General features: G+C 43.5%; 9 protein-coding genes and 1 riboswitch. Of the genes, 4 read left to right on the plus strand and 5 right to left on the minus strand.

The annotated features are described in order from the left end of the window. Nucleotides 1-15 precede the first annotated feature (15 nt). The 5 genes from P0108_RS03900 to P0108_RS03920 form a co-directional block, all read right to left on the minus strand. Entirely contained in the window at nucleotides 16-1,446 is a 1,431-nt protein-coding gene (locus P0108_RS03900; protein ID WP_102155113.1) for an HRDC domain-containing protein, read from the minus strand. Nucleotides 1,447-1,637: 191 nt separating this feature from the next. Next, a complete protein-coding gene (locus P0108_RS03905; RefSeq protein ID WP_012914244.1) occupies nucleotides 1,638-2,018 on the minus strand; it encodes a hypothetical protein in 381 nt (126 codons plus the stop codon). Between the two features lie 146 nt (nucleotides 2,019-2,164). After that, nucleotides 2,165-3,046 carry a pyruvate formate-lyase-activating protein gene (gene pflA, locus P0108_RS03910; protein WP_473730761.1) on the minus strand — a complete coding sequence of 294 codons (882 nt, stop codon included), beginning with the start codon at nucleotides 3,044-3,046 and terminating at the stop codon, nucleotides 2,165-2,167. Between the two features lie 110 nt (nucleotides 3,047-3,156). Further along, the gene (pflB, locus tag P0108_RS03915) at nucleotides 3,157-5,532 is read right to left on the minus strand and encodes a formate C-acetyltransferase (protein ID WP_004108690.1); all 2,376 of its coding nucleotides are present in this window, start codon (nucleotides 5,530-5,532) and stop codon (nucleotides 3,157-3,159) included. 117 nt (nucleotides 5,533-5,649) lie between these two features. Beyond that, nucleotides 5,650-7,362 carry an NAD+ synthase gene (locus P0108_RS03920; RefSeq protein ID WP_004108689.1) on the minus strand — a complete coding sequence of 571 codons (1,713 nt, stop codon included), beginning with the start codon at nucleotides 7,360-7,362 and terminating at the stop codon, nucleotides 5,650-5,652. 221 nt (nucleotides 7,363-7,583) lie between these two features. On the opposite strand from P0108_RS03920, the gene P0108_RS03925 reads away from it, so the two are divergent. The 4 genes from P0108_RS03925 to thiC all read left to right on the plus strand — a co-directional run bounded on the left by P0108_RS03925 (nucleotide 7,584) and on the right by thiC (nucleotide 12,979). Further along, complete coding sequence (locus P0108_RS03925; protein ID WP_004106340.1) at nucleotides 7,584-8,417, plus strand: MetQ/NlpA family ABC transporter substrate-binding protein; 834 nt, start codon at nucleotides 7,584-7,586, stop codon at nucleotides 8,415-8,417. 205 nt (nucleotides 8,418-8,622) lie between these two features. Then, nucleotides 8,623-9,471 carry a methionine ABC transporter ATP-binding protein gene (locus P0108_RS03930; protein WP_004108686.1) on the plus strand — a complete coding sequence of 283 codons (849 nt, stop codon included), beginning with the start codon at nucleotides 8,623-8,625 and terminating at the stop codon, nucleotides 9,469-9,471. A gap of 2 nt (nucleotides 9,472-9,473) precedes the next feature. Then, complete coding sequence (locus P0108_RS03935; RefSeq protein WP_004108684.1) at nucleotides 9,474-10,154, plus strand: methionine ABC transporter permease; 681 nt, start codon at nucleotides 9,474-9,476, stop codon at nucleotides 10,152-10,154. Nucleotides 10,155-10,218: 64 nt separating this feature from the next. Next, nucleotides 10,219-10,324, plus strand: a riboswitch (TPP riboswitch). Further along, nucleotides 10,322-12,979 (plus strand): phosphomethylpyrimidine synthase ThiC, encoded by a 2,658-nt coding sequence (gene thiC / locus P0108_RS03940; protein ID WP_473730762.1) that lies wholly within the window; start codon nucleotides 10,322-10,324, stop codon nucleotides 12,977-12,979. Its footprint overlaps the riboswitch before it by 3 nt. The last annotated feature ends 290 nt before the right edge of the window (nucleotides 12,980-13,269 follow it).

Below are 13,269 nucleotides of genomic sequence, written 5' to 3' on the forward strand. Positions count from 1 at the left end.
CGTATGGCACAACCGTTACATGATAGCGCGAGTTACGGACTCAGCTACCAATCGGGTTTGCCATTCGCGAGCACCATGCTCACTTAAGAATGTTTTAACATCAATATCTTGCGCATCATCATGCCAGCAAAGATTACGAATAATCTGTGGTTTGATAATAATTTCTGCAGGAGTATGAGTGTATTCAGAAATTTGATTTAACTCAGCTTTTACTCTTTGTAAACGCTCGTAACGCTTAGGGTGATGTTCTCGCCAATATTTCATAGATCTAGGAGCGCTTTGGAAATCTTGCATATCCTGCAAGTACTGCGAATCCGATAAATCATGGCAATCCTGACAATCATTAGAACCTTGCGACTCGTCAGTATCTGTTGACTTAAGTACGTTCGTTTTACGAGATTCGCGCGAATTAAGTTGAATAGCTCCATTCGGTAATACTGGATGCACATCATCCATAGCCGTTTCACCAGATTTAGCGCGCAAAATAGCATTCTCTATAACGTTTTTCCAAATAGATGGTTTAACTTTGCGCTGAATTGGAGCGTAACGCTCGAACATTTTGTCTTGCTCACTGCCAGTGTGCATTCGCACTCGCTCATTCAAAGAACGAATAGCACGAAACGCACGCGCATTACTAGGTTTACGCTTACCAGCTTCAATAATCGCAGCGTCAGAAAGTAGCAGAGTTGGCGCAATATCATATTCACGCGCTAAAGCATCTCGCTTTTGCCACAATGCTTTCGCAATAACTAAACCAACACGATCGTGCATAAGTACGCTAATATGCGATATTTTAAGCCATGGACGTGGATGCGGAGCTTTCTTTTGTGCACCCTTACTAAGTAAGTGTTTAAATTCTTCTTCCGCCCAAGAAAGTTTACCTTGCTTTTTAAGTTCGACGCGCATTACTTCTTCTAGCTCAATAAGTAATTCAACATCTAAAGCTGCGTAATTTCGCCAATCTCTAGGAAGTGGGCGGTAAGACCAATCTGCTGCAGAATGTTCTTTTGCAAGAGTAAGACCCAAATAATATTCAGTTACAGAGCTTAAACCAAAGCGCTTTCTGCCAAGTAATTTAGCTGCGATTTCGGTATCAAATAATGCAAGTGGGCGCAAACCAATATTGAAAAATCCTGGCAAATCTTGCATCGAATCGTGAATAATCCAAGGCACATCCCCTACTGCCTTGTTAAATTCGTTCCAATCAGCTCCAAGTTTTGTAAGTTCTATAGGATCTAATAATCCAATTCCTGCACCCTTACGTTTGAACTGAATCAACCAATCTTCATGACTGTAGCGAAAACCGGAAGCTCGCTCAGCGTCTGCAGCTAAAGGACCGGAGCCTGCCGCCAACAAGCTGCAATAATCTTTATATGCTTCAAGCGTATCAATGACTTCTGGAACTCCTTCTCTAGGCTCTTTTAAAAGCTTTGGTTCCTCGTTCAAGTACGCCTCCCGATTGCATGCTTTACCCAAATTCTTACGCTTTTTGCAACTTATTCTGTACTTTTTGCAAAATATCCGTAAAAAATATTTAAGCCGTGTTACAGATTATGCATCTTTAACACGGCTTCAACTTTCGCACACAACTACGACTATTCAAAAATAAAAAATCAAATAAATAATCAATTAAATAATCAATCTGTTTTATTGTTTGCTACTTCGTCATTTATGCGCTTAACAAGCCTAGTTTTAAGGAATCTAGTAAGAGTAAATGCGACTGCCGAAGCTAAAACTGTTGGAACAACGTAGCCAGCATGTAAACCTAAATCCGAAAAGTTGACTATTGGAAAAGTGACAAGTTCTGTAACAACAGCTATAACAATAGATATTATCGGCACTTCAATAAGAAGTTTCTTATCGAAAGATGCAACAATGTTTATTGGCAATAAAATTATTGGCAAAATAACGAAAATAGTAAGCGCTGTAGCAAAACCAAACTGATCGTTACACCGCACAAAAACAGCTAACGCTAATGTAAAAGCTAATGCAATCCAACAACCTATTCTGCGCTTCATTGCGTATCCTTTCTCTAAAAAAGAGTATTTGTATAATTATACAAAAATCCTTCAAAAAAAAACAACACGATACGCAAAGATTGCCTAAATTACAGTTACATTTTTGACGCAATTTAAATGCAGTCTAAATGCAATCTAAACGCAGTCTAGTACACAACAAAACCGTGATCTTTGAACTGGTTTACAACTCGTTCTTTAAGTGCTCTAGAAGGCCCTTTTTGATTCTCAAGAGGGTACGAAATTCGAAGCTCATGCCACTTTGGACGTCCTAGTTGATGGAATCCAAGCACGTCAATATGCTCAACAGCATCACCAAACGAATCGCAAATCTCAGCAACTTTTTCAACATTTTCTTCGCTGTCTGTCAAACCTGGAACAAGCACAAAACGCACCCAAATCTTCTTACCAGCCTTCGCTAAGCGCTGGCCAAAGTCAATAGTTGGCTGTAGCAAGCCGCCAGTTACTTTTTTATACGTTTCTTCAGTTCCTGATTTAACGTCAAGAAGACAAAGATCAATGTCTTCAATCATTTCGTCCGTGTAATTGCGATTCAAAAAGCCGGAAGTATCCAAGCAAGTATGCACGCCCATCTCTTTTGCAGCGCGAAATACTCTAGATACAAAAGCTGGCTGCATCATGGACTCGCCGCCAGAAAATGTGATTCCTCCACCTGTTGCTTTAAAAAGACTTTGATAGCGGTCAACTTTTTTAATCATTGCATCCAAATAGACTGGCTTGCCGTCACGCATTTTCCAAGTATCAGGATTTTGGCAATACTGGCAACGAAGTGGGCAACCGCTCATAAACACCGTCATACGAGTTCCAGGACCATCAACAGAAGTATTGATATCCCACGAATGCACAAATCCAATATCGCCAGTTTTAAGAGCAACTAAGCGATCTTTACGATCCAGCCCAATTGGCGACTCAAATCCAGAAAGTCCACCCATTAAAGTTTGGCGAGCATACTCTTTTGACTCCTTCAACATATGCTGAGTTGTGGTACGAAACGCTGTGTTTTCAGCCATCTAACTGCCCTCCAAACTATTTATAAATAAATAATAAATAATATACGCAATTAACAAAAGCCGGGAGCGAAACTAGCCTCGCTCCCGGCGGTGTTTACTAATCAACCAAATCAGTCAGTAACTGAACCCTGGTGGAATGTACGAGAAATAACGTCGAGCTGCTGCTCCTTAGTGAGCTTTACAAAGTTCACTGCGTAGCCGGAAACTCGAACCGTCAAATGCGGATACTTTTCTGGGTGCTCAACAGCATCTTCAAGCTGTTCCTTACGCAACACGTTGATGTTTGCGTGGTACAAGCCGTGACCGTTGCCAGCATCCAAAATGCCAACCAAGTTGCTAATGCGCTCGTCTTCGTCACGACCCAAACCGTCAGGAGTAATGGTGTTCGTAAGCGAAATGCCGTCAAGAGCATCATCGTAATCAATCTTTCCAACGGAGAACATCGAAGGAAGCATACCGTGCGAATCCATGCCGTTTTCTGGGTTTGCGCCTGGAGCGTACGGAGTGCCCTTCTTGTGACCGGATGGGAAGGAACCAGTGTTCTTGCCATACTCAACGTTAGAAGTAATAGTCAAGATGGACTGAGTTGGAACAGCATTACGGTACACAGGCAAACGCTTTACCTGACCCATAACAGTGCTTACAACCCACTTTGCTAAGTCGTCTGCACGATCGTCGTCGTTACCGTAAACTGGGAACTCGCCAACAGTCTTGTAGCCAACGATTAAGTCGTCGTCGCCGCCCTCGATGTACTCGTACTCGTGGCCTTCAGTGGTCTTAGCATCCTTGTTGTAGATTGGGTAAACCTTTGCATACTTCAAAGCAGCCAAGGAATCTGCAGCAATAGACAAGCCGGACATGCCGCAACCAAGCGTACGGTAGACTTCCCTATCATGCAAAGCCATTTCGATGGACTCGTAAGCGTACTTATCGTGCATGTAGTGGATGATATTCAAAGCCTCAATATAAGTCTCGGAAAGCCATTCCAAAGCCTTCTCGTAGTTAGCCTTAACCTTCTCGTAGTCGAGAGTGCCGTCAGCTTCTGGCTTGATTGGGTCAATAACACCCTTATCGATAACTTGCATGCCGGTCATTTCATCGCGGCCGCCGTTAATAGCGTAAAGCAAAGCTTTTGCAGAGTTCACGCGAGCTGCGAAGAACTGCATTTGCTTACCGACGCGCATTGGAGAAACGCAGCAAGCAATAGCAGCGTCGTCACCCCAGTGCTCACGAATGTCTTTATCGGACTCGTACTGGATTGCAGAAGTGTCGATAGAAATTCGTGCGCAGAAACGCTTATAAGCTTCTGGAAGCTTTGGATCCCAGAAAATAGTGATATTTGGCTCAGGACCAGGTCCCAAATGCTCAAGAGTCAAAGTGTTGAGCAAACGGAACGAAGTCTTGGTTACGAAAGTGCGGCCATCCTCGCTGAAGCCTGCATCGGACCAAGTTGCCCAGTAAGGATCACCAGAGAAGATTGCGTCGTAATCCTTAGTACGCAAGAAGCGCACAATACGAAGCTTCATAACAAGAGCGTCAATAATTTCCTGAGCGTCGGTTTCGTTAATTAAACCTGCCTTCAAATCGCGCTCAAAGTAGCAATCGAAGAATGCGGAAACGCGACCGAAGCTCATTGCAGCGCCATCCTGGCTCTTAACAGAAGCAAGATAGCCCATGTAAGTCCACTGAACAGCTTCCTTAGCGGTCTTAGCTGGACGAGTCAAATCCAAACCGTACTCGTTACCCAAGTTAATAAGCTGCTTCAAAGCCTTAATCTGCTCGTCATGCTCTTCGCGGAAGCGAATCCAATGCTCAATTTCGGTCTCGGTAAAATCGTTACGGTATGGAATCGAATCCTTGTCGCGCTTCTTAAACTCAATAAGCATGTTCACGCCGTAAAGAGCAACACGACGATAATCGCCAATAATACGACCGCGGCCGTAAGCATCTGGCAAACCGGTCAAAATCTTGTTGTGGCGAGCAATCTTAATATTCTTGGTGTAAACGCCAAACACGCCATCGTTATGAGTCTTACGGTAGACGGTGAAAATCTTCTTGATTTGAGGATCTACTTCCTTGCCAGCTTCTTTAATAGCTTGCTCAACCATGCGCCAACCGCCGTTTGGCATCATAGCGCGCTTGCAAGGCTCATCAGTTTGCAAACCGACGATTACGTTATCTACTTCTGGGCTTTCAATGTAGCCTGCTGGCATTGCGTCAATACCTGCTGGGATATGAGTTTCAACATCATAAACACGACGCTCACGTTCAACAGCTAAGTAGTTGTCGTCGAGATACTTCCACATGTGCTTCGTTTTTTCAGTGGCATTTGCCAAGAAACTTTCGTCACCTTCATATGGCGTATAGTTCTTTATTATAAAGTCGCGTACGTCAATGTCTTTCTTCCAATTGCCGTCAGTAAAACCATTCCACGCTTCGGTACGAAGATCCTCTTCACTGAGAACTGGCGCATCAACTGATGTCATGTTTAGACTCCTTTTGTACCCGCAACGCATCTTCACGCTGCCTTAATAACAATGTTAGAGCATAAGTAAACGCATACACGAGTAGTTTTGCAAAAAATCTAGTGAAATATATCACATTTATTCACGAAAAGCTGTGGTAACAGGCATTCTGCGATCCCTGCCAAAAGCAATAGCACTTACTTTTGGTCCAAGCGGATACTGCCTGCGCTTCCATTCTGCGCGATCAACTAAACGCATAACCGTGTCAACAGTATGCTCGTCAAAACCATCTTCAAGCAAATCCGCTCTACCATGAGCAAGCTCAATATGAGCCTCTAAAACACGATCAAGCAAATCGTACTCAGGTAAAGAATCAGAATCCTTTTGCCCTGGACGCAACTCTGCACTCGGAGGCTTAATAATAGAATTAACCGGAATAAGCACACCATCTTGCGGAGCTTTCGCTTTCGTAACTTCTGTTTGCTCAGAATCCTCATATCCAACAATTGGCAGCATACCAATGCCTACTCCAGCATTCGCAGCGCGATTCCTCCAACGAGAAAGTGCCCAAACGCGCGTCTTAAACAAATCCTTAATAGGAGCATACCCTCCTACCGCATCGCCATAGATAGTAGAATATCCGCAAGCAAGCTCCGATTTATTACCAGTTGCGAGCGCCAAAACACCGCGCGAATTCGAGTAAGCCATTACGATTACGCCACGAACGCGAGCTTGCAAGTTTTCTGCTGCAACACCTTCTAATGAAAGTTGCGATTGGAAAGCTTTAAAAAGCGGTTCAATTGGTTGCACATCATAGTGAGCGCCAATTCGCTCTGCTAAATCGCGCGCATCGTCTTTAGAACCGTCCGAAGAGTACATGCTTGGCATAGAAATGCCATACACATTTGCTCCACCGCAAGCATCGGCAGCCATAGTAGCTACTAAAGCAGAATCAATTCCTCCAGAAAGTCCTAAGCACACACCCTTAAAACCATTCTTACGCATGTAATCTCTAAGACCTACAACACACGCACAATACACTTCTTCGTCTGCGTCAAGTTTTGGAGCAATGCTTGAAACTTTCTGCTTTTTCAGCGAGTTATCAAAATCAACAAACGACAAATCTTCATCAAACATTGCCGAGCGTTCAAGTAAAGTTCCGTCAGCATCAACAACAAAACTTCCACCGTCAAAAACCAAATCATCTTGGCCGCCGACTTGGTTCACATATACGACTGGCGCATTGACTTCAACAGCGCGCTTTTGAGCCAAACTCAAGCGCACATGAGTTTTACCTTCCTCATATGGAGAACCGTTCATAGTTATTAGCGCATCGATACCAAGTTTTGCCAAACGCGCAACAGGACCGCCGTCTTGCCAAATATCTTCGCAAATAGCAAAACCTAGACGCATTCCATCTACTTCCAGCAGCTCACACTTATTGCCAGAAGAGAAAATACGAAACTCGTCAAAAACACCATAATTTGGCAAGAAATGCTTGTCGTATTGCAACACAGATTTACCTTCATGCAATACGAGAAGCCTGTTTCGAGGCTTTCCAGCAGACTCGTCAAAGCCAACAGTTCCAACTACTACGTAAAGCTCCCCCAAGCCTTCTTCCGCAAGTTTTGTTGCAAGCAAGTCTGCAGCTTTTTGTGCAGTTGTGCGGAACGTGGCACGCAAGGCGAGGTCTTCAATAGGATACCCAGTCAAAGTCATCTCAGGAAACACAACCATGCGAGCACCCGACTGCTTTGCGCGCGCAGCATACTTCAAAACTTTTTCAACGTTGCTATCAATGTTCCCAACGCAGGTATCTATCTGCGCTAACGCCAATCGCAAAAAACTCATACATTACAGTCTAGTAGATAGCTTCATTGCAAGTAAGCGACGTGTTGAAAAACTTATTTTTTCTCTTTCCACACTGCAAGTATGCGAATTATTAACACGTCATAAATAATACTAATAAGCAAAGTGTAGAATTATTGATTTTTCTCGCCTATATTGATAATTCGTTACTCGCGAAGGGGATTTAACTTTAAACAAATTTCACCGAACAAGGAGCAGGAAATATGCGAAAAATTAAAGTTATTGCATCAATTACAGCACTGGCAGCATTAGCGACTTTCACTTTAAGTGGCTGCGGTAGCTCAAAAGCAGGCGCAAAGGATGACAAGACCATTACTGTTGCAGCTTCACCTACCCCGCATTCTGAAATCTTAAATAAAGTTGTAAAGCCAATCTTGCAAAAAGAAGGCTACAAGCTAGTAGTAAAGGAATTTACTGACTACGTGCAGCCAAATACAGCTACTGAAGAAGGCGAAGTTGACGCAAACTACTATCAGCATTTGCCTTATCTTGACAACTTTAATAAGGAAAAGGGAACTCACCTTGTTTCAGTAGGTGGAATTCATTTTGAACCATTTGGATTGTATCCAGGAAAAACCAAGACGATTAAAGCATTAGCAAACGGAGCAACTGTTGCAGTTCCAAATGATCCTACTAATGAGGCTCGCGCATTGCTTCTTTTGCAAGATGCCGGATTGATTAAGTTGAAGAATCCAAAGGATATTAACGCTACTACAAAAGATATTACTGAGAATCCTAAGAATTTGAAGTTTAAAGAACTTGAAGCGGCAACAGTTCCTACTGCCATTAAGGATGTGGATCTTGCTGCCATGAACGGCAATTACGCTATTCAAGCTGGTTTTAACCCAACTAAAGACCCACTTACTTCAGAAAAAGTTGGAGGCATTGCGGCTAAAACTTATGAAAATATTATTGTAGTAAAGAAGGGCTCTGAAAAGTTTGCAAAAATCAAAGCCTTACTCAAAGCTTTGAAGACAAGCGAAGTGCGCGACTATATTACTAAAACTTACAAAGGCGCTGTGCTCCCTGTTTTCTAAAAAATACTCACAATGTAGCCACCTAATGCCGCATGTGTATGCTTCGTGTATGCTTTGCGGCATTATTTTATAAGCGTGTAATATACGTAATGTGCGTGCTAGTTAATAATCTAGTTAATGACGCTAGTTAGTAACTCTAGTTAGTAACTCTAGTTAGTAACGAAGTATATTTCACACAGAAAGCAATAATCTGTTAAGGAAAAGCATGATTCAGATCGAACATCTTCACAAAAGCTACGGCAAAGGTAGCAAAGCGAACGAAGCATTACACGACATTAATCTGACTATTGAATCGGGAGAAGTATTCGGAATCCTTGGTTCTTCTGGTGCAGGAAAGTCTTCGCTAGTTCGTTGCATGAATCTGCTTGAGCGACCAACTTCCGGCAAAATTATTATTGACGGAAATGATATTAGCGAAGTAAAAGATAAAGAACTTGCAAAAGTACGCACTAATATTGGCATGATTTTCCAGAATTTTAGCCTTTTCCAGCAGCGTACAGTATTGCGAAACGTCACTTTCCCATTAGAGCTGAATCACACTGCAAAAAAGGAACGAGAAGAACGCGCAAACTACTTACTTGACTTAGTTGGTTTACAAGATTTTGCAAACCGCTACCCTAGCCAGCTTTCAGGCGGACAGCAGCAGCGCGTAGCAATTGCACGAGCATTGGCGAATAATCCGTCGATTATGCTTTGCGACGAAGCAACAAGCGCACTTGACTCCACAACTACTGCGCAAATCCTTGATTTATTGAGCCGAATTAACCGCGAACTCAACGTAACGCTTGTTATTATTACGCATTCGCTGGCTGTAGCACGAAATATTTGCGACCGAGTTGCAATGATTGATGGCGGACGCATTGTGGAATTAGGTGACACTGATACGCTTTTTGCAAATCCACAAAGCGATATTTTGCGAACTCTTATTGCAGATGAAAAACAGGAAAATCATCGCGCTAAAATTACAAGCACGATTGCAAGCGAGCTTAACAATAAGCCAGAAAACGCACAAACAGACGAACAAACAAACGCGCTTACCAACGAGGTGAAATAACAATGTTAGAAGCTGCTACACAATTTTTTAACGACTACGGCAACTTACTTATTGAAGGCGTGCAAGACACACTCGTAATGACATCAGTTGCAACACTTTTTGCATACCTTATTGGACTTCCAGTTGGCGTACTTCTCATTACATCAAACAAAAAAGGCATTTGCCCCAACGCGCCAATTAACGCAGTTCTAGGCTGGATTGTTAACATCGTGCGTTCTGTGCCGTTTATTATTTTATTAGTTGCAATAATTCCTTTCACTCGTCTCATAGTTGGCACTTCTTTGGGAGTTCCTGGGGCTATTGTGCCTCTGGTGATTACGGCTGCACCATTCGTTGCTAGAGTAGTTGAACAATCTTTAGCCGAAGTTGACGGAAGCTTAATTGAAGCAGCACAAAGCTTTGGAGCAAGCAAATTGCAAATTGTTTGCAAAGTGTTGCTGTGGGAAGCTTTACCTTCGCTAATTCGCGGAGCTGCGCTTACATTTATTACGCTTTTTGGATTCTCCGCAATGGCTGGAACAGTTGGCGCAGGCGGACTCGGAGATATTGCAATACGATACGGATACCAGCGTTATCAATACGATGTGATGACAGTTGCTGTTATCCTTTGTATTATTCTCGTGCAGATTGTGCAAAGCTTGGGAGATTTTATTTCACGCGCAATCAATCATCACGAACGCTAAAGAAATTCGCAACATACCCACCACCAATTAAATGCACATAATCGTGTAAACTTGCTGGTAATTCGACATTTTGCAGGGGTGCTTTCGAAAGAAGGCTGAGATGGTATTAGTTTGCCTAACCCTTCGAACCTGTTAGTTAATACAACGTAGGGAGCAACGATTTTAGTATGACATCGAATTATCCGTACGCATCAATGCGTAATCAATTTAATCTAAGCGCCTGCTTTATTGCAGACCCACAAGCTTGTAATAATCGTCCGCTTACCGATATTGTCGATGATGCTTTGCACGCTGGAGCGACTTTTATTCGTCTTCATTGCAACAATGAAAACGCTAAAGAAATCACTACTATTGCACGCGATATTGCACAAATCATCGAAGACAATAACAAATGCGATTCTGTAACTTTTGTTATCGACGAGCGTGTTGATGTCGTTTGGCAAGCTCGCAATCAAAGCATCAAAGTTGACGGAGTGCATTTAGCACAAAGCGACATGGAGCCTAGAGAGGCTCGCGCTCTTCTTGGCGAAGATGCTGTAATCGGCTTATCTGTTGAAACCGAAAGCTTAGTTAAAGTAATAAACGAACTTCCAGATGGATGCATTGATTACATTTGCGTAACAGCAATGCGCAATCCTGAAGAAGGATGCGAAAGCACTACTGCCGCTTACGAATTGGAAGCAAATCACACAACGCTGGACGAAGCGAAAATTAATACGATTTGTTCCGCAAGTGATTTTCCAGTTCTAGTTGGCGGAAGAACTGCACTCGACGATATCGATACAATCGCTCACACCAAGGCTGCAGGATGGTTCGTTTCTGAAGCATTGTATTCTTCAGAAACACCAGAATCAACTATGCGTGAATTTGTTGAACATTGGAAAGCTGTGCGAGGTGAAGAAAAGCACGGCTACGCTAAGCGAGTGATAGTTGCAGAAAATTCTGAATCAAAATCTTCAGAAACTCAAGAAAAGAAGCCAACTTTTATTAATGCGAAAGAAGCAAAGGATGCTGCGAAATTAGCTAAACAACAGCGAGTTGACATTGCAGCTCGCGGATGCACTCAGCGCGATAAAGCTCATATTCGCAAAACAACTCCAATTCATTTTGAGTATGAATATGGTTCTTATGATTTGGAAGTTCCTTATACGGAAATTAAGCTTTCGGATACTCCTGGCGTAGGTCCTAACCCGCCTTTTAAGGATTACAATACAGAAGGTCCAAAGTGCGATCCGAAGGAAGGTTTGGCTCCGCTTCGCCTTGACTGGATTCGCGACCGCGGTGACGTTGTGGAATATGAGGGTCGCAGGCGCAATCTTCAAGACGACGGCAAGCGCGCAATTAAGCGAGGCAAAGCTTCTAAAGAATGGCGTGGACGCACGCATAAGCCAATGAAGGGCGCGGATCATCCGATTACACAAATGTGGTACGCTCGCCACGGAATCACTACTCCAGAAATGCAATATGTTGCAACGCGCGAAAATTGCGATGTAGAGCTGGTTCGCGAAGAAGTTGCAGCCGGACGTGCTGTAATTCCTTGCAATATTAACCATCCTGAAGCTGAACCTATGATTATTGGCTCGCGCTTCTTGACTAAGCTCAACGCAAACATGGGTAATTCTGCTGTTACGTCATCTATCGACGAAGAAGTAGAAAAGCTTACGTGGGCCACGAAGTGGGGTGCGGATACCGTTATGGATCTTTCCACCGGTAACGATATTCACACAACGCGCGAATGGATTTTGCGCAACTCCCCTGTGCCAATTGGAACAGTGCCAATGTATCAGGCTTTGGAAAAGGTTGAGGATGATGCTTCTAAGCTCAGCTGGGAGCTTTTCCGCGACACTGTTATTGAGCAGTGCGAGCAGGGCGTTGACTACATGACTATTCACGCTGGCGTGCTTCTTCGCTACGTGCCGCTTACTGCAAACCGCGTAACCGGTATTGTTTCTCGTGGTGGCTCAATTATGGCTGAATGGTGCTTGCAACATCATCAAGAGAGCTTCTTGTATACGCACTTTGAAGAATTATGCGAGATTTTCGCAAAGTACGATGTTGCATTCTCTTTGGGTGATGGTTTGCGTCCAGGTAGCTTGGCTGATGCTAACGATGCGGCTCAGCTTTCCGAGCTTATGACGCTTGGCGAGCTTACGAAGATCGCTTGGAAGCATGACGTACAGGTGATGATTGAAGGTCCTGGTCACGTGCCATTCGACACTGTGCGTATGAATATTGAGATGGAAAAGGCAATTTGCCAGAATGCTCCATTCTATACGCTTGGTCCTTTGACTACGGATACCGCACCTGGCTATGACCACATTACTTCCGCAATTGGTGGCGTGGAGATTGCGCGATACGGCACCGCAATGCTTTGCTATGTGACTCCTAAGGAACATTTGGGGTTGCCTAACAAGGATGACGTGAAGCAAGGCGTGATTGCGTATAAGATCGCTTGCCACGCAGCTGATCTTGCTAAGCATCATCCACATGCTATGGATCGCGACAACGCAATCAGTAAGGCTCGCTTTGAGTTCCGCTGGTTGGATCAGTTCAACTTAAGCTATGATCCAGATACCGCAATCGCCTTCCACGACGAAACACTTCCTGCAGAACCGGCAAAAATGGCGCACTTCTGCTCGATGTGCGGACCAAAGTTCTGCTCGATGGCTATTTCGCAAAATATTCGTAAGCGTTTTGGCGGAGCAGCTCAGCAGGAGCAGCTCGTTGAAGAAGCACGCAGTCAGGCAATTGCCGATGGTATGAAAGAGATGAGCAAAAAGTTCCAAGAATCCGGCTCATCGTTGTATCAAAGCGTGAAAGCATAAAATGATGAGGTACGGAAGTGCGGAAGCAAAAACTGAATTGCAAGTGCTTCAATAACAATACTTACAACGAATAATAATAGAAGAAGGTTGATATGAACCAAAGCGAGTTTTATAGTGAGCTATTATGCTTGCTATAAGACTCGCTTTCTTTATATCCGCATTTAAATTCTATTAATACAACCTTTCCGTTGCATGCGTTGTAAAGTTTCTGCCGCCTTACAGCAAAAATCCGACATTTTCTGTACACAAGCGTATAGAAAATGTCGGATTAGCAATTAAGAACTTTAGTA

This window comes from Gardnerella sp. c10Ua_244, assembly GCF_055818055.1.